The 25,718-nt window shown below is 38.0% G+C and carries 25 protein-coding genes and 2 pseudogenes; 7 read left to right on the top strand and 20 right to left on the bottom strand.

Going from position 1 to position 25,718, the window contains the following annotated elements; translation table 11 throughout:
• The 4 genes and pseudogenes from B9N62_RS07735 to B9N62_RS07720 form a co-directional block, all read left to right on the top strand.
• Positions 1 to 190: VRR-NUC domain-containing protein (locus tag B9N62_RS07735; protein WP_219336786.1), on the top strand; the 190-nt coding region annotated here is incomplete at its 5' end.
• Complete coding sequence (locus B9N62_RS07730) at positions 191 to 454, top strand: hypothetical protein (protein ID WP_087585018.1); 264 nt, start codon at positions 191 to 193, stop codon at positions 452 to 454.
• Between the two features lie 180 nt (positions 455 to 634).
• Positions 635 to 1,603: pseudogene (locus B9N62_RS07725) on the top strand (type I restriction endonuclease); the annotation flags it as partial.
• 166 nt (positions 1,604 to 1,769) lie between these two features.
• Positions 1,770 to 3,338 carry a Na+/H+ antiporter gene (locus tag B9N62_RS07720; RefSeq protein WP_087585017.1) on the top strand — a complete coding sequence of 523 codons (1,569 nt, stop codon included), beginning with the start codon at positions 1,770 to 1,772 and terminating at the stop codon, positions 3,336 to 3,338.
• Between the two features lie 2 nt (positions 3,339 to 3,340).
• Here the strand turns inward: B9N62_RS07720 and B9N62_RS07715 are convergent, their stop codons facing one another.
• The 14 genes and pseudogenes from B9N62_RS07715 to B9N62_RS07650 form a co-directional block, all read right to left on the bottom strand.
• Positions 3,341 to 3,853, bottom strand: a complete 513-nt coding sequence (locus tag B9N62_RS07715) for a chemotaxis protein (protein ID WP_087585016.1) — start codon at positions 3,851 to 3,853, stop codon at positions 3,341 to 3,343.
• Positions 3,854 to 3,941: 88 nt separating this feature from the next.
• A pseudogene (locus B9N62_RS07710) lies at positions 3,942 to 6,070 on the bottom strand (TonB-dependent siderophore receptor).
• Positions 6,051 to 7,151 (bottom strand): PepSY-associated TM helix domain-containing protein, encoded by a 1,101-nt coding sequence (locus B9N62_RS07705; protein ID WP_087585015.1) that lies wholly within the window; start codon positions 7,149 to 7,151, stop codon positions 6,051 to 6,053. The pseudogene B9N62_RS07710 and the gene B9N62_RS07705 overlap by 20 nt, the downstream one beginning before the upstream one ends.
• 400 nt (positions 7,152 to 7,551) lie before the next feature.
• The gene (locus tag B9N62_RS07700; protein WP_087585014.1) at positions 7,552 to 7,959 is read right to left on the bottom strand and encodes a tetratricopeptide repeat protein; all 408 of its coding nucleotides are present in this window, start codon (positions 7,957 to 7,959) and stop codon (positions 7,552 to 7,554) included.
• Between the two features lie 135 nt (positions 7,960 to 8,094).
• Positions 8,095 to 8,922, bottom strand: coding sequence for an ABC transporter permease (locus tag B9N62_RS07695; RefSeq protein WP_087585013.1), 828 nt, complete (start codon positions 8,920 to 8,922; stop codon positions 8,095 to 8,097).
• A complete protein-coding gene (locus tag B9N62_RS07690) occupies positions 8,915 to 9,568 on the bottom strand; it encodes an ABC transporter ATP-binding protein (protein ID WP_087585012.1) in 654 nt (217 codons plus the stop codon). The genes B9N62_RS07695 and B9N62_RS07690 overlap by 8 nt, the downstream gene beginning before the upstream one ends.
• A gap of 9 nt (positions 9,569 to 9,577) precedes the next feature.
• Positions 9,578 to 10,477: a NapH/MauN family ferredoxin-type protein gene (locus tag B9N62_RS07685; protein WP_087585011.1), complete on the bottom strand. Its 900-nt coding sequence runs from the start codon at positions 10,475 to 10,477 to the stop codon at positions 9,578 to 9,580.
• Between the two features lie 2 nt (positions 10,478 to 10,479).
• A complete protein-coding gene (locus B9N62_RS07680) occupies positions 10,480 to 10,941 on the bottom strand; it encodes a c-type cytochrome (RefSeq protein WP_084109871.1) in 462 nt (153 codons plus the stop codon).
• A complete protein-coding gene (locus tag B9N62_RS07675; RefSeq protein WP_087585010.1) occupies positions 10,941 to 11,489 on the bottom strand; it encodes a c-type cytochrome in 549 nt (182 codons plus the stop codon). The genes B9N62_RS07680 and B9N62_RS07675 overlap by 1 nt, the downstream gene beginning before the upstream one ends.
• On the bottom strand, positions 11,486 to 12,163 hold the full coding sequence (locus B9N62_RS07670) for a 4Fe-4S dicluster domain-containing protein (protein WP_087585009.1): 678 nt from the start codon (positions 12,161 to 12,163) through the stop codon (positions 11,486 to 11,488). The genes B9N62_RS07675 and B9N62_RS07670 overlap by 4 nt, the downstream gene beginning before the upstream one ends.
• Entirely contained in the window at positions 12,156 to 13,412 is a 1,257-nt protein-coding gene (locus tag B9N62_RS07665; protein WP_087585008.1) for a nitrous oxide reductase family maturation protein NosD, read from the bottom strand. The genes B9N62_RS07670 and B9N62_RS07665 overlap by 8 nt, the downstream gene beginning before the upstream one ends.
• Positions 13,405 to 14,160 carry a cytochrome C gene (locus tag B9N62_RS07660; RefSeq protein ID WP_072595072.1) on the bottom strand — a complete coding sequence of 252 codons (756 nt, stop codon included), beginning with the start codon at positions 14,158 to 14,160 and terminating at the stop codon, positions 13,405 to 13,407. The genes B9N62_RS07665 and B9N62_RS07660 overlap by 8 nt, the downstream gene beginning before the upstream one ends.
• An 83-nt stretch (positions 14,161 to 14,243) precedes the next feature.
• Positions 14,244 to 16,832 carry a Sec-dependent nitrous-oxide reductase gene (nosZ, locus tag B9N62_RS07655; RefSeq protein WP_087585007.1) on the bottom strand — a complete coding sequence of 863 codons (2,589 nt, stop codon included), beginning with the start codon at positions 16,830 to 16,832 and terminating at the stop codon, positions 14,244 to 14,246.
• A 12-nt stretch (positions 16,833 to 16,844) separates the two neighbouring features.
• Positions 16,845 to 17,663 (bottom strand): ATP-dependent protease, encoded by an 819-nt coding sequence (locus B9N62_RS07650; RefSeq protein WP_087585006.1) that lies wholly within the window; start codon positions 17,661 to 17,663, stop codon positions 16,845 to 16,847.
• A gap of 416 nt (positions 17,664 to 18,079) precedes the next feature.
• Here B9N62_RS07650 and moaC point away from each other — a divergent pair, with 416 nt between their 5' ends.
• Genes moaC through B9N62_RS07635 form a run of 3 tightly spaced genes read left to right on the top strand, consistent with a single transcriptional unit; the run spans position 18,080 to position 20,046 of the window.
• A complete protein-coding gene (gene moaC, locus B9N62_RS07645; protein ID WP_180382178.1) occupies positions 18,080 to 18,556 on the top strand; it encodes a cyclic pyranopterin monophosphate synthase MoaC in 477 nt (158 codons plus the stop codon).
• Positions 18,531 to 18,797 carry an HP0495 family protein gene (locus tag B9N62_RS07640; protein WP_087578003.1) on the top strand — a complete coding sequence of 89 codons (267 nt, stop codon included), beginning with the start codon at positions 18,531 to 18,533 and terminating at the stop codon, positions 18,795 to 18,797. The genes moaC and B9N62_RS07640 overlap by 26 nt, the downstream gene beginning before the upstream one ends.
• Before the next feature lie 10 nt (positions 18,798 to 18,807).
• Entirely contained in the window at positions 18,808 to 20,046 is a 1,239-nt protein-coding gene (locus tag B9N62_RS07635; protein WP_087585005.1) for a hypothetical protein, read from the top strand.
• 107 nt (positions 20,047 to 20,153) lie between these two features.
• Here the strand turns inward: B9N62_RS07635 and B9N62_RS07630 are convergent, their stop codons facing one another.
• The 6 genes from B9N62_RS07630 to panD all read right to left on the bottom strand — a co-directional run bounded on the left by B9N62_RS07630 (position 20,154) and on the right by panD (position 25,717).
• Complete coding sequence (locus tag B9N62_RS07630; protein ID WP_087585004.1) at positions 20,154 to 20,948, bottom strand: undecaprenyl-diphosphate phosphatase; 795 nt, start codon at positions 20,946 to 20,948, stop codon at positions 20,154 to 20,156.
• Positions 20,949 to 21,005: 57 nt separating this feature from the next.
• Entirely contained in the window at positions 21,006 to 22,916 is a 1,911-nt protein-coding gene (tkt, locus tag B9N62_RS07625; protein WP_087585003.1) for a transketolase, read from the bottom strand.
• Positions 22,917 to 23,049: 133 nt separating this feature from the next.
• Positions 23,050 to 23,949, bottom strand: coding sequence for a polyprenyl synthetase family protein (locus tag B9N62_RS07620; protein ID WP_087585002.1), 900 nt, complete (start codon positions 23,947 to 23,949; stop codon positions 23,050 to 23,052).
• Positions 23,946 to 25,055 carry a DUF7488 domain-containing protein gene (locus B9N62_RS07615; protein ID WP_087585001.1) on the bottom strand — a complete coding sequence of 370 codons (1,110 nt, stop codon included), beginning with the start codon at positions 25,053 to 25,055 and terminating at the stop codon, positions 23,946 to 23,948. Before B9N62_RS07615 ends, B9N62_RS07620 begins: the two co-directional genes overlap by 4 nt.
• Positions 25,052 to 25,366: a YbaB/EbfC family nucleoid-associated protein gene (locus B9N62_RS07610; protein WP_002941513.1), complete on the bottom strand. Its 315-nt coding sequence runs from the start codon at positions 25,364 to 25,366 to the stop codon at positions 25,052 to 25,054. The genes B9N62_RS07615 and B9N62_RS07610 overlap by 4 nt, the downstream gene beginning before the upstream one ends.
• A 3-nt stretch (positions 25,367 to 25,369) precedes the next feature.
• Positions 25,370 to 25,717: an aspartate 1-decarboxylase gene (gene panD / locus B9N62_RS07605; protein WP_002941539.1), complete on the bottom strand. Its 348-nt coding sequence runs from the start codon at positions 25,715 to 25,717 to the stop codon at positions 25,370 to 25,372.
• Position 25,718 lies beyond the last annotated feature (1 nt).

Below are 25,718 nucleotides of genomic sequence, written 5' to 3'. Positions count from 1 at the left end.
CGTATTTTTGCCCAGCAAGATCGTATTTGTCGAGATGAAACGAGCAAAAAAGAGCCTAAGCAGAGTATCGGACGAGCAAGAGGATTGGGTAGATACTATCAACTGCTACGGATATGCAAAGGCGAAAGTTTGCTATGGCTCGGGCGAGGCAATAGATTTTATCAAAAGCGAGCTAGGGAGAACGCGCTGATTGAAATACGACGTCGATAGATTTTATAAAATTTCGGCGTTCTTTAATGACGAATTTCGTTTTATGGCGCGCGTGATTGAGCTTAGACTAGGTGTAGATAGGAAGCGGGCGAATAAAGAGCTATTGCATGGGCGGTATAAACCCGAATATCTCGACGTATTAGACGGCGTTATAGCGGAGCTGAAAACCGACCCGGCAAAACCATACAAAGAAGCCGTATTAGCTACAATCCCTAAAACGGACGTTATCTTTACCCGCCATTAAATAGCGTCTACAGCTCTTAAAATTTGACCCACACTTTAAAATAACAAGCAAACTATTTATTAAAATAGCAAAAATAGGAGGTATTTTATGGATGAAGTAAAGTTAAAAATAAAAGAGATAGCCACTAATATAGAAAAATTAGCGGCTAGTATAACGACATAGGAAGCGACAAAAAATGCTTTTATAATGCCGTTTATTAGGGCTTTAGGTTACGACGTTTTCAACCCATTAGAAGTAATGCCAGAATATACCCAAGATATTGGCACAAAGCAAGGCGAGCGTATAGACTATGCTATTTTTCAAAATAACGAGCCAGTATTATTAGTGGAGTGCAAAAAAATAGGAGCAGAGCTTAACGCCAAAAACGAGTCACAGCTGCTTAGATACTTTAATGTCAGCAAGGCTAAATTTGCCATACTAACAAACGGACGAGAATATAAATTTTTTACCGATTTAGAGGAAAAAAATATAATGGACACCGCGCCGTTTTTAAGTTTTGATATAACTAAAATTAAAGATACACAAGTGCTTGAGCTTGAGAAATTTCACAAAAAGAATTTTGACTTAGAAAATATTTTTAACACAGCAAACAACCTAAAATATACTAACGAACTAGACAAAATCGTAGCGGCAGAGATTGAAAACCCTAGCCGTGAATTTACAGCGTTCTTTTTTAAGAAAATAAGCGATCAGGTAGCTACCGAAAAAAGAATAGACCAAATTACACCATTATTAAAAGCGGTTTTTGCTCAACGCATAAACGATATGGTAAGGGATAGACTGACGTCAGCATTAGATAAAGAAACAAAGAAAGAAACCGAGCCTTTGCCATCTCAAGAAGACGAAAACAAGATCGTAACCACGCAAGAGGAGTTAGACGCTTTTTACATTGTTAGGGCGATATTGGCAGCGGTTACAAACGTAGAGAATATAACACATAGAGACGCTCAGTCTTACTTTGCAATATTTTTTAATGATAATAACCGAAAGCCAATATGTAGACTATATTTCACTGATAATAAAAAACAAATAGGCATAATGGATAGCGAAAAAAACGAAACAAGATTTCAGCTTGATAGGATCGAGGATATTTATGCCTATTCTGAAAAATTGTGTGAGGTAGCTAAATTTTACGCTGCTCAAAATTAACACCAAAGCTATCTTGGCGGAGCTTTTGCTCTACCAAGATAAATTTACTCTCACACATTTTAAGCCTATATAAAGCTAATTAATCCGAAACGACTAAAAATTTAAACCTAAAGTGCTAAAGTCTCCTAAATTTAATACAAATTTATAAAACCCCAAAAGGACAAAAATGATCGAACATTTACTGCTATTTTTTGCACTGCTAGCTATCATCATCGCTTTAGTGATGGTCTCAAACCGCCTAAAGATCGCCTATCCAGTGCTATTAGTCCTTGGCGGGCTTGCCATTAACTTCGTGCCAAATTTACCAAGTATCAAGATCGATCCCGAGCTTATTTTCATCATATTTTTGCCGCCACTTCTTTATGAGGCTGCGTGGGCAAACTCGCTAAAAGAGCTCTATAAATGGCGCCGTATGATCGGCAGTTTCGCCTTTATCGTGGTTTTCATAAGCGCAGCAGCAGTTGCTTTGATAGCAAATTTAGTGATCCCTGGCTTCTCGCTCGCCCTAGGCTTCATGCTAGGAGCTATCGTCTCGCCACCAGACGCGGTGAGCACGGCAGCTATCCTTAGATTTGTCAAAGCCCCACGCAGGATCAGCGCTATTTTGGAGGGCGAGAGCCTTTTAAATGACGCCTCTTCACTCATCATCTTTCGCTTCGCCGCAGTTACAGTGACCACTGGGCAGTTTGTCTGGTATGAGGCGGCTGCTAGTTTTGTTTGGATGGTAGTTGGTGGCATTTTGGTAGGTCTTGTGGTGGCACTTGCGGCTTATTTTTTACATAAAATTTTACCAACTGATGAAAATAGTGACACGATAATGACGATCACGACGCCTTATATCATGTATATCTTGGCTGAGGAGCTTGGTGCTAGTGGCGTTTTGGCAGTGGTTTGTGGCGGACTTTATCTATCGACAAAACGAAATGAAATTTTCACCGCTTCAACAAGGATCCACGCGGTGCCCGTTTGGAACAACTTTATCTTTTTACTAAACGGTCTTGCCTTTACCATGATCGGCCTTGACCTGCCTGAAATTTTAGCAGGGCTAAAGCGTAGCGGTGTCTCGCTCTTTGAGGCAGTCTCTTGCGGCGTTTTGGTCACTGCCGTGCTCATCGTCATCCGCCTCGTGGCATCTTATGGAGCCGTTTATATCACGATGTTTATGAAGCGTTTTATCAGTGTGGCGGACGATCGCAACCCAGGTAAAGCGGCGCCGTTTATCGTTGGCTGGGCTGGCATGAGGGGCGTAGTCTCGCTGGCTGCGGCACTCTCTATCCCTGCTATGGCTGGTAGCGAGCCATTTCCGCATAGAGATCTCATCTTGTTTATCACCTTTGTAGTGATCTTGCTAACGCTCGTAGTTCAGGGCTTAAGCTTGCCACTGCTCATAAAAAATGTGAATTTTCCAGACTTTAACGACCATATGCCAAATGAGCTTGCCAGGATCAAGATCCAAAAGGCGCTTGCCGAGGCTTCACTTAAATTTAAAAAAGAGAAATTTATGGGTGAAGAGAATTTCTTGTTTCAAAAGCTTGAAGAGGTTTGGAATTTCGAGCTTAAGAGTGAAAATTTTGAGATCAGCGACGAAACAAGACAGAGGTATTTTGAAATTTTAGAGGAGCAAAGAAAGGCACTTTGCGAGCTTAACAAAGACCCAATGATCGATGAAGAGGTCATCAGGACATTTTTATATCGCATCGACCTTGAGGAGCAGAGGTGGCAGGAGCATAAATAGCACTAAAATTTTCTTCCAACGCTGCAACTTACCGCACCGCAAAATCTCTTGCCAAATTTTGCCTCAACGATGAGAACTAGCACGAAAAATATCTTCTCATCGTTCATACGTGCGATCTGGCGTAAAGTTTGGCTTGCATCTTTAAATTTAACATCATTTTCTCGCAAGCTCTTGCAAAACTGGGCTTCATCAAAGCCAAGCATGCGTGAAATTTCACTGATAGTGTAAGGCTCAAGCGAGGCGATGATTCGGTCCATATTGCAAATGCTTGGATTTTTACTACGCGTTAGCACATCCATTGTTTCATTTATTAGTTTTACTAGCTTCTTTCTACGATTTATAACGTGAAGTGTTGCAGCAAGCAATATTAAAAAACCTGCGATTTTATGGGTATTTAATAGATACTCATTATATTCGCCAAGCGTAAAATTTACACCAGAGAATGCGAGCATACAAAGCCCTAAAATAAGAACTAAAACAAGACAGAATTTATAAATAACCTCTACTTTAAACATGACACTCATCCTAAAATATATTTTTCTAATTATATACTTTAGGAGTTGAAATTTATCACCAGCTTATTTAGCTGGTGATTTAATTAGATTAAAAATTGTAGTTAAAGCTTAGGTTAAAGGTGCGTGGATCGCCATAAACCATCCTATTTTTACCAATGCCCTCATAGTATTTTTTGTTAAAGAGATTATCGATATTTAGCTGCACATCAAAGTTTTTAGCAAATTTATAACCAAGCATTAAATTAGCCAAAGTGTAGCCTTTTTGTGTGATTTCATCTGCGCCTTTGCCAGTGTAAATTTTACTCTTATACATAGCTCCAGCCCCTACTCTAAAGTCTCTAATCTCATACTTTGCAAATAAATTTGCCGTGCTTCTTGATGAGTCAGTGGCATATTTCTCACCATTAGCATCTTTTGCGTTAAAATGCGTTGCACCAAAGCTTAGGCTTAAGCCTTTGGCGATCTCGCCGTTTAGATCTAGCTCGACGCCCTTGCTTGTCACGCCTTTACCTGATTCAAATATTTTGGCATTTGTCGCTGGATTTATTTTGCCAGTATCTATGCCAAGCTTATCTTGCACGATTTTAAAGACGCCAAGACTTGCTTGAAGCGCCCCGTCAAGATACTCGCCCTTGATGCCTACCTCATAATCCTTGCCTTGGATCGGATCAAGATACTTGTCATTTGCGTCCTTTAAGCTTTGAGGCTTAAATATACTCGTATAGCTGGCGTATAGAGTGTGGTTTGCTCCGATGTCATAAGTGATGCCAAGATATGGCGTGATCTCATTTGTGAAATTTCTATTGTCTTTACCGCCTTCGATCTCGTATTTGTAGTAGCTCACCCTAGCGCCTAGTAAAAATTTAAGCTCATCGGTGATTGATAGTTTATTTGCCGCATAAAATGCCTTTTGTATCGTTTTGTCTTTGTTGTTTTGATCTTCGTAAGGGAATTTTGGATCATCAAGGTGTAAATTTTTAAAATCAATCCTGCTTCTAGCCGTATAAGCAAGCCCAGCTGGCGTGGTCTTTTGCAGCCAGTAGCTACTTACTTTATCGCTACTTTTTTGATAGTTGTTATACATAGCACCAAAGACAAACTCATGAGATAAATTTGCTATCTCGTAAGGGATATTTGCATACGCATCGACGTTGTGGATGTTCTCCTCTCTTTTGTTTGCATAGGCGCTAAGACCGTTTATATTGCCAGTACCGTCTAAATTTACTTCTCCTATGCTACCTTGTCCGCCGTAATAAAGTAAATTTGAGTCAGTGTTTGCTCGTCTAAATGAGTAGCTTAAATTTAAGCTCGCTTCATTTTCAAAGTAGTGCCTAAAATCAGCGTAAAAATCAAGTGTTTTTATATCCCACCTCGTCCAAGGCTGAGAGAAAATTTCATTTTTACTAAAATTTGTCCTAGAGCCATCTGTATAAAATGCTGGCATACCGCCCCATCTAATGCCGTGACGTTTTAGCTCTTGATAAAACGCACCAAGACTAAGCCATGAGTTATCGCCTATGTCACTATCGACTACGCCGTAAATCGCGCTATTTTTGCGGTTATAATAATCCATATAAGAGTGCGACTTCTCATGCATAAAAGAAAGTCTTGCTCTAACGCTTCCGCTCTCATTTACCGGCGTTTGCACATCGCCATTTACGCCGTATCTATCGTACGAGCCAGCACTTACGCCAAAATTTCCTTTAAGCTCTTTTGCGTCTGCTCTTTTTCTTATGAAATTTAAGCTTGCAGCTGGGTCGCCAGCGCCTGCAAGTAGGCCATTTGCCCATTTTACCACCTCAACTCTTTCATAAGGTAGCAAGCTCATATCATTTGCACCAAGACTAAAGCCACCAAAGCTAGGCATCGAATCAAGCAAGTAATAATCTATCGCAAAGCCACGGGCTGTCGGATATACGCGCTCATCCCATTTATTTAGCGTAACGCCTGGGATATTTCTAAGAAGCACTTGATAGTCCTTGATGCCTTGATCTTTTAGCCTAGCCTCTGTTAGCACAGTTAGTGATTGTGGAGTTTGACGAGAGGTTAAATTTAGCCTAGTTGTGCTCTTTACAAGCTCTTTTGCAAAGTAGTTTGCGTCATCTCTTCGCTCGCTTTCTACGACATCAATTGCTTCTAAATTTTATCGCTTTGGCTAGCAAAAATTTGAGGTTGTATCAAATTTAATGCAACCAAACTAATTAAAAATTTTTTCATTTTTTCTCCTTTTAAAATTTCTTTTAATCCACAAATAAAGCCCTGAAATACTCAAAATAAGCGGTGAGATACCAACCAAAAACCAGATAAATTTTGTGAATTGGTTGTAGTTGCCAAAGTGCGATTTTCTAAATGCTGAGAGAATTTCTTCGCTTAGATTTGCATTTTTTATGTACAAAATACTTACTAATTCGCCGTTATTTTTATCGTAAGTTAATATGCTTGAATATTCGTTATGCAAGAAATTTTGATCTTTTACATAGCCAAAAAGGCGTATATTTGCTCCTTGCATAAAAGGCAGTGAGATAAAGTGTGGCTCAAAGCCAGCAAGATCATTTTTTGAGCGGGCTACCAGCTCGTCAAGAGATAGGCCTTTATTATAAATTTTTGCATCTATAACGAAGTCATTTTTAAACTCTGGCATGCCTGCCATCTGAAATTCCCACCAAACACCACTTATGCAAATGAGCAGTAAAATAGGTGTAGAAAAAATTCCTATCATTTTATGAATGTCGCTCATAAAAATATTTAGCCTATTTACACGAAGCCTAAATAGTGTCAGCCAAAATTTTCTATAAATCACAAAACCACTTATGCAGATAAAAAACGTAAAAATAGCGGTTAAAGTAAGGATAACGTGACCGCTCTTTCCTAAAAATAGCGACTCATGAAGCTTTGTTAAAACTCCAAAAAATCCCTCGTCGTGTGCGAGTGGTTCGCTCTTTATATTACCGCTAAAAGCGTCAAAATAGATAAATTTCCACTCTTTTTGACTATCATTGTGCTCGATTAACCAAATTTTGTCACATTTTTTAGGGTTTGCATCGATGTTGATGCCGACCATCTCGTAGCCGCCAAGCTCGCTTGCGATGATCTCTCTTTGCTCATCAAAGCTGATCCTTTTGCTTAAATTTTCTTTGTTTAAATTTGCGTTTACGACATTTGGGGCAAGAAGGCTGTTTATCTCATTTTTATAAACCAAAATAGCACCGCTAAAACAAACTACTGCAAGTGGAATAAAAAATAAAAGAGATAAATAAGTGTGCACTTTATAAAAAAATTTTTGATTTAGAAATTTCACTTTGTTTTAAAGCCTTTTAATAGTAGGTTTTGATAATAGCTCGCCATCTTACACAAAATTTACTCTGATAATATTTAAAACTATTATCAATCATGATTTCAAAAAAGAAAAATTTTTATAGAATGTAAATTGAAAAAAATAAATAGATTTGATTTTCAAAAGAATAAACAACTCCTCTTTGTGTATACGAAAAGCCAGAAAAAGGGGGAAGCAAAGACTTATCAGTTACAAAAAGGAGGGTCCATTTAGGACGATGAAATAGTATTATTTAAGCATAAATTTTAATAAAATTTTTAGTTAATAAAAAAGAAATTCCAAGTAATACTAAAGTAAATTTAACTTTAAAGAGGCAATATTTAAGAAATTTCTTTTAATTAGTGTAAGTACAAAATTAAAATAGCTAATTTTTAGGCACAAGCTCTAATACATTGCAAGCTCGTTTACTACCCATCTTGCAAGCTTTATCAAGAGCATTTGCAGAAAGATCAAAGCTTTGCTCAGTGCCATTTCCTTGAAGATACTTTGTCGCTAGCTCATAGCAAGCCTCACTACTACCGTTATCACAGAGCGATTTAAATATCTCAAAAGATTTTTGCGTGTCTTTTTCTACGCCAAGACCGCGCCCTAGCATATCTGCATAGATAAAGCAAGAAATTTTATCTTTATTCTCACACTCACTTGAAAGCTTTTTTGTAAAGCTCTCGCAAGCTTTAGTGTTACTTTTATTAATACACTCTTGCATATTTATATCCCAGTTTGCATTCAAAGATAGAAGAGCAAATGCTAAAAATAAAATGGATTTTTTCATAAATTTTCTTGGAAGAAGTTAGCTCCCTTTGGGGGAAAGGGAGCTATTACAAAAAGGAGGTTTCTTGTTGGACAAGTGGAATAATACAAGTTTCGTCTAAATTTAAAACCAACTTTTCTTTAACAAAAAACAATCTCAAACCAAATCTTTTTTGCTAAAGGCAAAATAGCCACAAACTAGCAAAATAATGCCTAGTGCGAGCGGATAAATAATCGCATAAGCTACAAATGTTGCCTTTGGAAAGGTGCTTAAAATAAAATAAGACGCAGTACCGATAACTGCTAAATTTGGATCAAAAAGACTAAGCGCTGCTATCCTGAAAAGCTCTATCGGATTTAGTATAGCAATAGCGTAAATAACGTACTCATCAACCGAGCTTCGCATAAGAAGTCCAATTAATGCTAGATCAATAAATGCAAGCATTATAAGCCAAAGTAAAAACGCCACGCCTTGGCCTGTCTCTTGATTTTTAATCACGCTTGAGATAAAAAATCCAAGCGATAAAAAAATGATACTTAAGCTAAAAAGTAGCCCAAAGTAAAGCACCAGCACGCCCCAAGGTATCGACACGCCCTTGATAAAGCCAACCACCACGCAAAGCAAAAGAGCAAACAAAAGTGGCACAAAAACAACAAATGTACGGCCCAGTGCCTTGCCAAAGTAATACTCTCTAAGACTTAGCGGGAAACTAAGGATGTATTCAAGTAAATTTGTATCTCTATCTTGATTTATGCTTCTTACGGTTGAGATGAGAATAAAAATAGGCACAATGATGACACAAATTTGAATAAACAAAAGTAGCGCCCTTGTTAGCCCAGAAAAGCCGAGCACACGTGAGTCAGTCACTCCACTAAATAAAAATCCTATCATCAAAGCAGAAAAAAGCGCAGCATATATCACAAACCATCTTGAGCGAAAAGACTCTTTTACATCAAGCTTTGCTATTAAAAAAAGATTATTCACTCTTGCTCCTTAAATTTTCTTCTTTGATGATCTTGCCAAGATCCATATAGATACATCTATCTAATAAATTTGCTATCTCATCAATACGGTGTGAAATAAAAACAAGTGTTTTGTTTTGCGTGAAGTTATCAAGCAAATTTTTAAAAGAAAGCCTTGCTTTTACATCAAGATTTGCCGTTGGCTCATCAAACATCAAAATTTCACTATCCTTAGCAAATGCGATTGCTATTAACATCTTTTGTTTCATGCCGCCAGAGAGCTTATAAAATGGCTTATTTAAATTTGCATGCAGATCAAGCTCTAAAAGCTTGCTAAATTTCTCAATATCTTCAAATTTTACATTTGAGCTTTTACAAACAAACTCGCAAAGCTCGCGCAAGTTAAATTTAAGCGGTGGTGGGGTTTGTGGCACAAATGAGATAAATTTCAAAGCCCCTTTTCTATCTTTTAGGGTATTTACGCCATTTATCGCGATACTTCCGCTATTTGGGATAAATTCTCCTAAAATGATACGCATGAGCGAGCTTTTGCCAGCTCCATTTTGTCCAAGTATTGCTATTTTTTCACCAGATTTTACGTTTAGGCTAACATTGTCAAGTATCCTTTGCGAGCCAAAAATTTTAGTTACTTCTTTTATATCTATCAAAAATTTTCCTTATATGAGTTTTTTAAAGCCGTTGTCAAATTTCAGTGCATCTTGATGACACACATCAATACACCTACCACAAAGCGTACAATCAGCGCCAGCTATCCTAAAGATATTTTTGCTCTCGTCAAGCTTTGCTCCTTTTTTTGTCATAAAAAGTACGTGAGGCACTAGACAAACATCAGTGCAAACTAAGCAGTGATCGCACCTTTCTTTATCCCAGCTAACTTTTATAGCATTTGGTTTAGCTAACACTGAGTAAGTCGCTCCAATAGGACAGACATACCTACACCAAGCTCTACGTGAGAAGAAAATTTCAACCATAAGCATGGCCACAACAAACCAAATAGCATGAAAATAGCCATAGATAATAAATCTTGAAAAAATCCCAACAACATTAAAAATTTCAAATGTAAGACTCGCACTAGCAAAGCTAAGGGTTAAAAATAAAATGGTAAAAATATATCGCCACTTTGTATCAAAAACTCGTGGTTTTACTATCTTTTTAGCACGCAAATTTTCATGGATCTTCTCAGCTATTTCGCTTATTAATGAATAAGGACAGATCCAAGAGCAAAAGCCTCTACCACCAAAAATGATATAAAAGGCCAAGATACTAAGTGAGCCAATTATTAAATTTACATGGATTTCATGCGTCGCCAAAAATACTTGCAGGCTCATAAAAGCATCTGCCAAGTGAAAACCAAATATCCTTGACGCACTGATGTCGCCTTCTAAAATTTGTATATCAACTCTATATGAAAGTACAAATAAAAGATGGACTAAAATAATGGTAAAAATACGCCAAAAACGTATGCTAGGACGCTTCTTGCCATCTTTTGTAGTTGTGATTAACGTGCTTAGAAAGCTTACATTTCTAATCGTCGCACGAGTGTTATATTTGTCCATTTTTACTTTTTAAATTTAGAAATTTCATCTGCAAGGCTTTCAAGCTCGCTATCACTAACATTTGTAAGTAGACCCTTCATAAGTGAGTTTTGCACTTTGCCAGCTTTATAATCAGCTAGCTTTTTAAGTAATTCATCCTTACTTAGGTGCGTTATATCAGGAGCTACGACACCTTTTGCATTTGCACCATGACACGGAGCGCAAGTTGTTAGATACTGCTTGCTAACGCCTTCATTGTGCACTTTAGCCACACTTAGACTTAGCTCTTTTACCTTTTTTAGCTCATCTTCGCTAGCAAATTCTTCACTAGACTTTGGCTGCTCTTTTGTAAAATTTTGCTCTACTTTTGGCTGAGCATTAGTTGCTACTTTTTCCTTTTTAGGCGGAGTCTGGCTTAACATAAATACCATGATACCGCAAATTGCTACTGCTAAAATAATGGTTATAATCTTTCCTACTTTCATTATTTGCTCCTAAATTGTGTATTAAAATCACTGATTTCTTTAGCTAAATTTCTGATTTCACTATCATCCATTTTTTTAACAAGGTCTCGCATTAAAACATTGACTTTTTCTTTATTTTTATAAGCATTTATCATTGTATAAATTTCATTTTCACTTTTTGTTAAGAGTGATGGCCCGATGATACCATTTGCGTAATCATCGTGACAAGCTGAACATTTTGTAATGAAATTTTTGCTAAGCCTGCCCTTTATAAGTCTTAAATTTATAGTTTGAAGAGGAGTTCTTACCATTGCTAAAGCACCGATTTGACGGCTTACGTTATTATCTTCAAGTCCAAATTTTACGCTCTTTTCGCCGTGCATATCGTATTTTATGAAATCATTTTGTTTATTTGTACTTTGATTATTTTCTTTTTTTTCAACCTTTATACTAGCACTCGTGGCTACATTTATTGGTTGCTCACTAGCTACTTTTTGAGCTTTGTCATCGCTCTTTTCACAGCCGAAAAATAGCAAAGCAGCAGCCACTAAAGACATTATTAATCTCATTCTTTCTCCTTATAAATTTCATCATAACTCATTTTTGGGGCAATGTTTATAATTTTTACAGGGCAAACCTCAGCACACACCCCACACCCAACGCAGCCATGCTTTATGAGTGGTAAATTTGCTTCACTCATTACTATTGCACTATCGCCAACTGGGCAAATACTGACACAAAGGTCACAAATTTGACCAATTTTGCCTTTTATCTTATCTTTTTCTGCCTCTTCCCTATCGTTATAAACTTTGCGAACAAGCAAATCTTCAACGCTATCTTCGCTTAGTTTTTCTCTTTTTAGGCACATACAGGCATTTGCATTACTCAAGACAGCAACGCCCATTTTCACATCATCAACAACTTTTGTAGCATGATCTAACGCACCACTTGGACAGGCAAGCACACATGGGAAAAGATCACATAAGTAGCAACCTCTCTTTTTAGGATCGATGTATGCTGTACCATTTGAATATCCATCTTTTATATCAAGCAAGCTTATACTGTGATAAGGGCATACCTGCGCACACTGACCACATTTAACACAAAGATCATCAAAGTCATCAACCGCACCTGGTGGTCTAAGATAGAGTTTATCGCCGCTACTTTTTGGCAAAATTTTACCTATGCCATATCCTGTGGCAGCTGCGACTGAGCCTAAGATTATAAATTTTCTTCTATCCACGTTTTGCCCTTAACGCGTTAAAATTTGAAGCATCAAGTGGTTTTATCCTTGGCGTGCTATCTTCAAGTAGCTTTACTGGCTCAGAAAATGGCGCGAGTTTGGCTAAGAAATTTAAGATACTAAAGACACTTGAGCCATAGAAAAACTGCAAATTTGGATAGTACTGCCAAAGCTGATCGGCATACGATAGATGCATAAACGGCGTATCGCCATAGCCATCTTTATCTCTATCGAAGCTCTCATACTCATCATAATAATTTTTACTCCACCGATTTAATGCCATTTTATCACCTGGAGTATCGTTTGCAACGATATCCATATTGCCTATAAAATCATTATTTTCAAAGATGTTTGTCCCCTGAGTAGCGTGAAAATATACGCCAACTACGTTGTGTAAAATTTTATTGCCTAAGAAATTTATCGTTGAGCCTGGCTGAAACGGAGAGTTGTCAAGCAAAATTCCTCTCGCATTATAGATAAGGGTATTATTTTCGATAGTAAAATTTGAAACATCTTTTAGACCAATACCGATACCAAAAGCGCCGTCACTATCCATAACAAGATTATTTTTTATATTTGAGCCAGCCGAATACATAAAAAACATTCCGACTGCATTGCCGATAAAATCATTGTTTTCGACTAAATTTTGATTTGCGTACATAAAATGAAGCGAATATCTACCGCGGATCGCTTTATTTTTTAAAAATTTATTGTGACTTGCATACCATGCAACCATATCGCGGCTATCATAAATATAATTGCCTTCGATTAAATTTTCATGACTATACCAGAGTCTAACCGCATCACCTCTAAAACCAAGACTGGCCCCTTTTTTAGAAGTGATGTTATTTTCAGTGATCTTTGAACTACTGCACTCTTTAAAATCAATCCCAAAAAGCACATCACTCAAGTCATTTTGCGTAACCAAGACATTATTTGCTTTATCACAGCCAATGCCAGCATCTAGCTCACCAAGGTCATTTCCGCTACCGCTTATCTTTAAATTTCTAAGTGTAACATTTGAGGCAATAATCTTTACAACTGTGCCTTTACCATTTCCTTTTATGTGAGCGTTTTTGCCCTCACCAACGATACTAAGTGGCTTATTTATAGTTATGCTTCCTTCATAGATGCCGTCCCCTAGCTTTATAACATCGCCAGGGCTAGCGTTATTTATTGCATCTTGAAGGATATTTGCAGAGCTAAAAATAGGCAAGAAAGCGAGGGCGAAAATAAAAATTTTACGCATTTAGCTCTTTTTTCTTTGAAAATACTGCAAGTATGCAAAATACACTCATAGCGATCATAACCCAAAATCCAATACTTGGATAAGAGTGCGTTGTAAATTGTGCAACGCTACCATCGCCTAAAACTGTTGGCATAAATGGTTTAATCTTAAATGCGCCCCACTCTTGCATATTGTGTCCATACCAGTAAAGCCATCCTGCAAATGCGCTCATAAATAGCACAGGCGCGATAATCGTTGGAACCATAAGAAGTGAGTTAAATTTGCCGTTGTAATACAAAAATGCAAGCATACAAAGCGTTGAAATAAGCAAATAATAAGGTGCTATCGCTCGCTCTAAATTTCCACCATGCTCCATAGGATACATACCGATGTAGTGATTTATCGTATTCATCTCATGCACGTCACCACTATATCCATCTACGTGAAAATATACAGGAATTCCATCAGGAAAGGCTGATTTTGGATAATTTGGAGCTTCAAGAGAGACGTACCAGATAGGAAAAGATGGTGTACCAATCTCTGCTTTTTGCTCGATCATCTTATGAAGATCGCTTGCTACATCTTTTGATAAAAGGTGATTTTTATACTGAAATGAGCTATAAAGATTATAGATACCGTAAGTATAAGATGGTAGTTCATCGCCATCAGCTATACGCTCTTTTGCTCCGTGCCAACCAAGAACAGGCAAAGTAAAACAAACAGTCATTAAGACAAGTGCAACAATGGTATAAATTTTATATTTACTCATGATCTCTCCTTTAAATTTTAAAATTTCATCTGCTAAAAATAAAATTTTAAAATTTAAAAAGGGGCAAAGTGCCCCTTTAAAAACTACATACCAGCGTTTTCATCTACCCATTTTAGGTATTCGATGATATTTTTGATCTCTTCATCACTCATATGCTGATTTGGCATTCTAAGGTTAAAGTAATCAATCATTGATTTAATGTAGTCGTCACTATAGAACTTAGCAGGATCTTTGATAAATTCTGCTACCCATTTTTCGCCATTTTCATGTCTTAGTAAAACGCCTGTTAGGTCTGGACCTGAGCTTACTTGACCGATAACGTGGCAACCATTACAACCGCCTTTTAGATAAGCCTCTTCACCTTTTGCAGCAGCTGGACTCATCGGAGTTGCGATCTCTTTAGCTAGGTTATTTTTAGCTCTTAAGCCAACGTCAGCTGTTTTAACCATGTATTGCCATACTTGGTACTCCCAAAGGATAGCGCCGTTTACGTCGCCTTTTTTATAAGCTTCGTCAGCTTTAGCTTTTACCTCTTTGATGTGACCATATTGATCAAGTGCGTCATCAACTAAAGCTTTTACCTTTGGATATTTCTCATAATGTTTCTCTTTTAGGTATTTAACAACCTCTTGGATAACATCGTCAGTTGCCTTATTGGTTGCGATTACTTTGTCGTATTCGGCTTTTAAAGCTTCTGGGCTTAGAGTTTTTAGCTTGTTATTTTTTGCAGATTCATATTTTTTACTTGGATCTTTAACAAGTAAATAACCCATCATCTCTAGGTGAAGCGCTGAGCAAAACTCGGTGCAGTAGTATGGGAAGACACCTTCCATATCAGCTACGAAATTTACTGAAGCAGTTTTGCCAGGCTCTAGTGAAGCGTGAATATTGTAAAGGTCAATGCCAAATCCGTGAGTCTCATCTTGAGCGCGCTCTAGGTTTGTTAAGTGAATTGTTACATTATCACCTTTATTTACCTCGATGTGTTCTGGGTTGATGTGGCTTCTGATCATTGTCGCATAGACGGTTACATTTTTGCCATTTCTTTCAACTCTTTCTTGACCAGCTAGAGTTGCATATGGACTAGCCTCGCCTGTTCTTGAGTTTGTACCCATGTTGTAAGTAAGCGCTGGACTTAGTTTACTAGCAGCTATTGAAACAACATCGTGTGGCTCACCAAGTGGTATTGGCATATCATAGATTAGATCCATTTTTGCACCAGTGATGTCTATTAGCTGGTGATTTTGTGGATGAAGTGGGCCAACTGGGCTAAAGCGATCGATTGAAAGTTTATCAAGTGCGATTGCATATTTGCCAACTGGTTTTGCTGATTTGCCTTCCATTGTGTCAAGGTGACCTATGTTGTAGTGAACATTTACTTTATCAAGTACTTTTAAATTTTTGTAGTCCCATTTTACGATTTGGCTATCAACATAAAGTGAAGTATAGACTACGCCATCTTGTGAGTCAAATGATGTGTGCAGTGGTCCAAGGCCTAGTTCGACTTGTCCGTGCATTGACTTTTCTCTATCTAAGATAGGAATTCCGTATGGGTCAGTGCCAGCGTACTCTTTTTTGTCGATTAGCTCTTTGATCTTTTTAAAGTCATAAACTGATGCGTGAGTATCAAGCTTACCGCCAACGATGATGTATCTACCATCTGGTGTTACGTCACAACCGTGTGGGCTCTTTGACTCTGGGATCAAAAATAACGCACCAGCTTTTACTGCAGCATCTATTGTAACTACCTTGTGTCCATTTATAACTTTATAGTTTTTCTTGTCTTGTGCAAGTTTTTCTAAAATTTTCCAGTTATAAACGTGTAAGAAGTCAGTGTCATTTCTACTTGCACCTGCCTCAAATGGAGGAAGACCTTTTTCGATACCGCCAGTATACATCTCAGTATTTATTGAGTTTGTAAAGCCCCAGCCGTAGCTTTCGCCTTTACCAGCATCACTTAGATCTTGCCAGTATGGTGGAAGCTCAAGAGAAAATGATTCTTTCTCATCGATCTTACCTTTTGGATAGTCAAATTTCCAAAATGTTACAGCACCTCTATAGACTGCTTCATAGTCGTCTATTGAGTGATAGTTGTTATCAAGCGGAGCTGCATATTGGCTAGCTTCGATAACATACTCGCTATTTGGAGTGATGAAGCTACCGCCGTGCTCACTCTTCATGATAGGGTTTACAACGATTTGAGTTGTCTCAAAGTCATGCAAATTTATAACTGCGATTCTTGGGTTAGCCTTATCGTTGATAAATAGATAATCACCAACATACTCACCATTTTTCTCAGTAAAATTTGGGTGGTGTGTATCGCCCCATGTTATCTCTTTGCCTCTGATGTTGCCTTGTTTTAAAACAGCTTTTGACTCATCGTCATAGCCATATCCTTGCCAAGGCTCTGGTGTGAAAACGCCGATGTATTTATAAATTCTCATCGACGGAACGCCATAAACTAGCACTTGACCGCTTTGCCCGCCAGATGAAAAGACGATGAAATCATCTTTTTTACCGCTAGGCTGATAAGTTTTAGCAGCTGCAAGGACATCTTTTTCGCTTAGCCCACGCTCTTTCATGACTTTTTCAAGGTCACTACTAGCAGCACAAGCAGTAGTTAAAGATAGCCCAAGCAACGCAGCACTTGCGACACAAAATAACTTTTGCATTTACTCTCCTTTTTAAAATGAATTTATCTCTAAACTCTTTATCTCATTGTCTAAATTTACGCCATTTAGGACGCCTTTATCTATAAAAATTCTTTTTATCTCATTATTAAAAAGAGCCTTTTGTCCTTTTAGTTTAAGATCTTTGTCAAATTTATAGACTACTCCATCCCCATCACCTATGAAAATTTCATCCTCCATACACGCAAGAGCTGAAATTTTAGATTTTAAAACTTGCTTTTTAATTCCACTTTTAAAATCTAAAATTTCTCCATCTCTAAAGCCAAGCAAAATATCATTCCCTTTAAATTTACAGGCACTAAGTGGAGCAAAGCCAACACGCTTTTTCTCTTTTAAATTAAGCTCTTTATCAAGCAAAAATGCTTTGCCATTAAAGCTAGTAAAAAATAGTTCATCATCAATTGGCAAAAGGCTTGAAATTTTATAAACATCTTTATAATTTTTAGTTAAAAGTTTATTGAGATTTTTATCAAAAACGCCTATGCTTACTTCATTTGTCATATCGCAAGCTACGTAAATTTTATTTTTAATTGCCGTAATTTGTGAAATTTTACAGCCAACATTTGGCATGGCAAATAAAAAATTTCTCTCATTTGCCACCTCGATAATCTCATTGTTTAAATTTGCGATATAAAAGGATTCTCCATCATTTCCGCATTCTTGATTTTTATAAATCGTATCTTTTAGATCCAAATTTTTAATCTGCCCATCTTTTATAAAAACGATGCTTTGGTTGCTTTCATTAATAAAGCAGCCTAATTGCTGGGCAAAAGCTGTTATTAAAAACAAACTTATACAAAGCAGAAATCTCATAATCCAAGGCACTTTCATCATAAATTTAATAAGTAAAAAAACTATACATACTTAACTCTTAAAAGCAAATTAGCGATTAATTTATTTTTTTAAGCTTTTAAAGAAAAATATCAATAAATTTTTTTAAATTTTATTATTTACATTATATAGACATTATGATTTAATCAATACTAATATAGTTTTAATAAAATTTATTATCTATAAAACTCTTCATTTTAGGTATTTTATGCATTAAAAATTAAATTATAAATAATTTCTTAAGAAAATTATTTAAATTAAATAATTATATTAAGTAATGAGAAATCTTTAGCATTTAAGTAAAAGCCAAAAATTTATGCATTTGGTATATTTTTAGCTTAAAGCCATTGGTAATTTAAATTTGTTTAAATAAGCTATAATCCGCCAAAAAAGGAGAGATAATGCTAACGCATTTAGATGAGAAAGATCGTCCAAAAATGGTCGATGTAAGCCCAAAAGATCCTACAAAAAGAGTAGCAACTGCTAGTGGGATCATCAAAATGAGCAAAGAGGCCTTTAGAGCGATCAAAGAAAACACTGGCAAAAAAGGCCCGGTCATCCAAACAGCTGTCGTTGCTGCGATAATGGGTGCAAAAAAGACAAGTGAGCTAATTCCGATGTGCCATCCACTAGCTATTTTAGGTGTGGATTGTGATATCGAGGAGCTGCCTGAAATTTGTGCTTTTAAGCTTTATGTGAGTGTAAAAATAGAGGGCAAAACAGGCGTTGAGATGGAGGCATTAACTGGCGTTAGCGTGGGGCTTTTAACGATTTATGATATGGTAAAAGCTATAGATAAAAGCATGGAAATAAGTAATATCGTATTAGAGAGTAAAACAGGAGGAAAAAGTGGCGAGTATATGCGATCTAAATAACAAAAAAGCAAAAATTGATTACCCGACACATTGGGAATATAAAATAATATTTGATGTAGATGTCAATGTAGAAGAAAAGGTAAAAGAGATAGTAAAAGATAGAGAATTTAAACTAGTCTTTTCAAAATTTAGCAAAGATAAAAAGTACGCAAGCTATGACCTAGCCGTGCTAGTTTTGAGCGAAGAAGAGAGACTCGAGATATTTTCTGCACTAAAACACGAAGCAAAATACGTTTTATAAGGTAAAAGATATGAACAATTTAGAACAAAATTTACATGATTATAAAAGCAGCGATGGCTTATTAATAAGCATAAAAGCTCTTTGCAATAACTTCTTTCAAGATGCTGCAAACAAAGATATAAATGCTTTGCCAGAAATTTTAAAGGCTAAAATGAACGAGCTTTATGACAAAATGAACAAAGAAGATCTCATAAACGCAAAAAATCTAAAAAGTGCTATGGAGGGAATAAATCAGGCCATTGTCGGCACTGAAGAAAAGGCGCTTTACGAGCTACTTGATAAAAAAGATGAGCTAAATCGTGCAATAGAAGCAAAACGTGAAGAGATAAAAAATAGGCTCAAAATTTCATTTGAAGCAGCTGAAGAAGTCGTAAAAGATAGAAATTTTAGTGAAAAAGAGGAAATTTTAGAACTTTTAAATAATGCGATCATTAGAGAAACAAGGCTTCTTGGTATCTTAAAAGAGAGCGCTCAGATTGCATTTTTGACAACTCTTGAAGGTGCAAAAGATGTCGAGGAAACAGCTGGTACGATAGCTAAAAATATGACCTATATTGCGATAATTGGAGGAGAGTTTAGCAAAGAGCGGATACTTGAAATTTCAAAAAATATCATCATAGCAGCAGCAAATTTAGCAGACGAGGGTCATATCTTTGCAAAAGAGTTGATAAGTGGAGCGATAAGTGGTACAAGAGATGGCATTTTAAGAGCCATAGAAAAGCTAAAAGATGAGGCGAAATTTGCTCCAGATGAGCTTAGGCTAAACTCACAACTACTAAATTTAAAAAATATTGATGAAGAATTTATAGCCTTGCTTAGGGAACTTGAAAAAGAATTTGAAGGTGTAGCAAGAAACGAGATCGAAACCGTTATAAATAGCGAGCTAGATACAAACCTAGCAAAATTTAAACGCATTAGCGATCAAGCAAGAGAGCAGATCATTTCAAGGATAGAAGAGCTAAAGTCAAACAGCATGGCAAAGCTTATGAGTGAGGCAAATAATAAATTTGAAGCCCTAAAGCAAGAGCTAAATGACAAGAGTAAAAAGCTAAAACTAAATTTTGATACAAACGACAAAATTGAAGAGATCAAACAAGAGATCGCTAATCTTGAGAAAAAAGCCAATGAAAAATTTGAAGACATCAAACAAATTGACATCAAATCAGAAGCCAAGAAATTTGGAGATAGGGCTTATCAAGCTGCAAAAGATCTGTTAAATGTTATTAAAAAAGATAAAAAAGAGGATTAAATTATCAAGCTTATCTTGAAATTTTTCCTGAAAGATACTCACGCTACATATTCTTGCTAAGTGTGAAATTTTTTTCACACTTAGCTTTTACTTTTTAAAGCTTAAAATCATAAAAATAGATAAAGTAAAAATGCTCCTAAAATCAAGCGGTAGATGACAAAAGGCAGCATTCTAATCCTTGAGATGATCCCCATAAACAGCTTAACGCAGAGATAAGCACTAACAGCACTTATTATGACTCCAAGGGCGATATCGCTCCAAGGAAGCGCATTTGGATCTTTTATAAGCTTGATGCTCTCAAGTCCGCCGGCTAGGATAATGACTGGGATCGACATCAAAAATGAGAAATTTGCACTTCCCTTGTGACTAAATCCTAAAAAAAGTGCTGCTGTCATCGTCACACCTGATCTTGAGACACCAGGGATAAGTGCGACAGCTTGGGCAAGGCCGATAATAAGTGCAAATTTTATGGTCATTTCATATTCGCTTTTATTTGTCGAGCGAAGATCTGCAAAGTAAAGCGCTATGCCAAAGACGATCGTAGTAATAGCGATCACAACGCCGCTTCTTGCGTACTCTTCGATAATGTTGTTAAACAAAAGTCCAAAAATTCCCACTGGAATGGTGGCAAATCCCACGCACCAGACAAGCAAGCTATCGCCCACCATCTTTCTTTGTGCGATCGAGGCAAAAAAGTCACGAAGTAGCTTAAAAATCGTATCTTTAAAATAAAAAAGTATCGCGCTTAACGTGCCAACGTGCACTGCCACGTCAAAAGCAAGACCTTGATCTGGCCAGCCAAGTAGCTTTGGCACCAAGATAAGATGAGCCGAGCTAGATATCGGCAAAAATTCGCTTATACCTTGCACCAAGGCCAAAACGATAACGTGAGAAATTTCCATAAAATGCCTTTTTTGATTTTAGATTGCAGCTGGGGATTTTACTCCCCAAGATTAAATTTATATAAGTTCGCTAGCAAAATTTGCAAGTTTTTGCGGAGTAAATCCAAAGTGATCAAATAGCTCGTTCGCCTTGCCACTAGCGCCAAAGCTATTCATGCCATAAACTGCGTCAGCAAATTTATACCACTCATAGCCGGTTGCAGCTTCAACTGCGATGATGGTTGTATTTTTGTCTAAAATTTTAGCCACGTATTCATCTGGCTGCTCGCAAAGTAGGTCAAAACAAGGAGCTGACACGATGTTTGCGCCAATGCCTTGTTGGCTAAGAATTTCAGCTGCTTTTACACAGAGTGAGACCTCGCTACCGCTTGCTATAAATGTTATCTTTGCGTCTTTTGCCGAGCTTAATAGATATGCGCCATTGCTAACCTCGCCAAATTCGCCTTTAGCAAGTGGCTCAAGCCCTTGACGGCTAAGCACAAATGCGCTTGGAGCATTTAAATTTAGAGCCACTTGCCAGCTAGCTGCGTTTTCGTTGCCATCAGCTGGGCGGAAAGTGTAGAAATTTGGCATCGCTCTAAATGTGCTAAGCTGTTCGATAGGCTGATGTGTCGGACCATCTTCGCCAACGCCGATACTATCGTGCGTGAAGACAAAAAAGTGTTTTATGGCCATTAGCGCTGCTATCCTCGCACTTGGCTTTAGATAGTCGCTGAAGATGAAAAATGTCGCTGAAAATGGCAAGAAAAGGCCGTATCTAGCGATACCGTTGTTGATGGCCGCCATGGCGTGCTCTCTGATGCCGTAGTGGATATTTTTGCCATTTGGGAAGTCGCCCATACCCTTTAGCTCAGTCTTATTTGAAGGAGCAAGGTCAGCACTACCACCGATAAAGCCGGGTAGTTTTTTAGCTATCTCATTTAAAATTACATGGTTTGTATCTCTTGTGGCTAGCTTCTTGTCGCTAAAGTCAGGGAATTCGATCTTGCTAAAGTCTGGATTAAGAAGTGAGTTTAGTAAATTTTTGCCTTCAATGCTTAGCGCCTCAACCTTTTTGTTCCACATCGCCTCTTCTAAATCGCCCTTTTCAACTGCACCTCTAAATCTTAAAAGCACATCCTCGTCGATAGCAAATTTCTTCTCAGGGTCAAAGCCAGCTGCAGCCTTTGCCTTTTTAATGATCTCTTCGCCAAGTGGTGCGCCGTGGCTGTGGTGACTTCCTTCAAGCTCCATTGCACCACGTGCTATGCGTGTGTTTGCGATGATGAGATATGGCGACTCTTTCTCGTTTGCCTGCTCTAGTGCAAATTCGATCTGATCGTAGTCATGTCCATCGATGCGTGCGACCTCCCAGCCCTGCGCCTCAAACCTCGCTTTGACATCCTCACTAAAAGCTATCGCCGTGTCACCCTCGATCGTAATGTTATTTGAGTCGTAAATGAGCACAAGATTATCTAGTCTTAAATTTCCAGCTACTGAACATGCCTCGTAGCTTATACCCTCTTCTAGGTCGCCGTCGCCGCAAAGGCAGTAAATTTTATGATCGATTATTTTATTATCTGGCTCGTTTAGCACGTTTGCAGCGTATTTTTCTGCCATGGCTAGACCAACTGCGTTTGCTACGCCTTGGCCAAGTGGGCCAGTGGCCACCTCAACGCCTGGAGTGTGAATTTCTGGGTGTCCTGGGGTATTTGAGCCAAGTTGGCGGAAATTTTTAAGCTCATCAAGGCTTAAATCGTAGCCGCTTAAGTGCAAGAAGCTATAAACCAAACTTGATGCGTGACCACCGCTAAAAACGAGCCTATCTCTGTTTAACCATTTTGGATTTTTTGGATTGTGTTTTAAAAAGTTGCTTAAAACCACCATGATATCGGCTAGGCCCATAGGTGCACCTGGGTGTCCGCTGTTAGCGTTTTGCACCATATCAGCGCACAAAAATCTTATAGTATCGGCTTGTTTTTTTAGCATATGATCTCCTTTTATTGCGTCAGATTATACAAAAAAGTGATTAAAACTTGCCTTGCATTTTTGTCCAAAATATCTAAATAGTGATATAAATTTTTTAAATTTTTAGCAGTAAAAAGCTAGAAATTTCTAGCTTTTATCTAAGGTGCTTATCCGTAAGCTCCAAGATCATCTTTGCTATGCCAGAGTCTATCTGATTTAGTGCCTCTTCTATCTCGCAAATTAGCTCATCTTTTTTCTTTTTTGCGCCAGATAGACCAAGTAAATTTGTAAATGAGTTTTTCGCTAGGTCGTTATGCACAGGCTTTCCAGCGGCCGCCTCGTCGCTTGTAAGATCGATGATGTCGTCTTGTATCTGAAAAGCAAGGCCGAGCTTTAGTCCGATATCATAAATTTTCTCACACTCTGTTTCGCTTAAATTTACTATCACAGCGCCCATTTTTAGGCTAGCGGCGATGAGCTTCGCAGTTTTGTGGATATGTAAAAAGACTAGCTCATCAAGGCTTAGCATCTTGCCAGAGAGGCCAAATTTAGCCTTTGCTCTTTTGATGTCCTCTTTGTTCGTATTTTCAAAAAAACAATCCAGCGCCTGACCTAGCACCATGCCACTAATGCCAGCATTCTCACTTAAAATTTCCACACATTTTATACGCGTGTCGGCTGGTAAATCGGTATGTGAAATTTCATAAAAAGCATGCGTATTTAGTGCATCTCCTGCAAGTATCGCAGTAGTCTCGTCGTACGTGACGTGAAGCGTTGGTGTGCCACGCCTAAGGCTTGCGTTGTCCATAGATGGCAAGTCATCATGAATGAGCGAATAAGTGTGCATCATCTCAAACCCTAAAGCCACTCTCATGGCCTTTTGCGTGAGGCTTTTATCCACACTTTCTACCACGCCAAGAAGCAAAAGCGCCCTAAAGTGCTTGCCTCCAGCCTTTAGCATAACGCCAAGTGCCTCCTCGTAGTAAGGGTGAAAGCTAGGCGCCTTTGGCAAATTTGCATTTAAAAATTTTACAAAGTCCTCAAGTAGGCTCATTTTGGCACTCTTGCAAAAAACTGAAAGTCATTTCTAGTAAATAGAAGCGTAAAATTTTTTAACTCACCAAGCTTCTCTAAAAGCTCTTCACGACTACTCACGCTTTGTTTATCAAAACCTAAAATTTTATCGCCGGTCTTGATGCCAAAAATTTCTGCATTCGACTTTGGCTCGACCTTGGTAACGACTAAATTTTTATCCACCGTGATACCATAATCCACCAAAATCTTATCATCAAGCATTGTTTGTGCTTCTTTTGGCATGATGTTGAAATTTGGTATATCAAGGCTTGAAGGGGCGTCTATATCGAGGCTTTGGTTAAATTTCACATCCCCGCTTACTGGCACTTGAAAGAGCATTTCTTGCTTATCGCGCTTCACGATGATGTCTAGTTTTGCGCCTTTTGGAGCAAAAAGCACCATCTCATTTAGCTCTCTTAGACTCTTTGGTTTTATGCCATTTATCGTAACAAGCTCATCATCAACCATCATCATCTTGCCGCGACCCAAAGGATCAACAAGGCCAACAAAAAATTTATCCTCTTTTTGCAAGAATTTCACGCCGATATCACCGTAATAGACGTCATCATAAGATACAAAGTGCTTCAAATAGCGATTTGGTATAAATTTATCAGCTCCAACAGCTATGCCTATCATCTTGCAACAAGGTGTGTTTATCTCGCCAGTCGCGTTATACTCGAAGCTTAGCGTGTCAAAGTCGCCTAAATTTTGCCCTAAAGACTTGATGTGACCCATGACGGTGTTGTTTGCATCATTTAAAATGCCAACCCAAGTGCTCTTTTTGATGCGCTCCTCGTTGGTCTCATCAGCCATCACAACGGGGTTTAGTTCCTTGCTAGAGCGAACTAAAAAGAGCTGCAAATATGGGTCAAATTTGACATATTCTCCAAGTGGGGCTCCCTCGCTTTTTGGCACTGCAATCAAATTTTTAGTGATAGCCACACCAAAATGTTTATTTACTGAGACGATCGAGTTTTTGTTCTTTTCAAAGCAGGCGTTAAAGTCCTCTTGCGTAGGCCTAGGATCGGCGTTTAGGCAAAGCGCTGATAGCAAAAATGCAAGGGTAAATTTATAATTTAGTCTCATTTTATCCCCATCGAAGCAAGGCCGCCAAGCATCCTTGAAGCAGTGTTTTTCTTGTCAGCCTCAACTGATTTTAGCACGTCATTTACGGCGCTTATTAGCAAAATTTGCATGCTCTCTTTGTCTTCAAGCAAGCTATCATCTATGCTGATATCAAGTATCTCGCCACTGCCGTTTGCTCTCACGCTTACTAGTCCGCCACCGCTTTTTGCGCCAAATTCTTTGTTTTTGCTCTCTTCTTCCATCTGCTTGGCTTGCTTTTGCACATCCTCGAGCATCTGCCCCATCTTTGAAAAGTCAAATCCCTCAAACATCGCCTACTCCTTTATGATCTCGTTTTTGTTATTTACGTGCACGATGGTTGGCTTAAATTTCTTAGCTTTTTTAAATTTCATGCTAGCGTAAGCCACGATAATGACCACGTCTCCTACGCAGACTTTTCTAGCAGCTGCGCCGTTTAGGCAAATTTCGCCTTTTTTGCCCTTTATCACGTAGGTGGCAAATCTCTCGCCATTATTTACGTCTAAAATTTCAACCTTTTGATTTTCTATCAAATTTGCAGCTTTTATAAGCTCCTCGCCGATGCTGATCGAGCCAACATAGTTTAAATTTGCGTCTGTTACGACGGCTCTGTGGATCTTGCTAGCTAAAATTTCTATATTCATT

Source organism: Campylobacter concisus (genome assembly GCF_002165785.1).
Lineage (GTDB): Bacteria > Campylobacterota > Campylobacteria > Campylobacterales > Campylobacteraceae > Campylobacter_A > Campylobacter_A concisus_W.
This window is presented reverse-complemented; position numbering and strand designations above follow the sequence as displayed.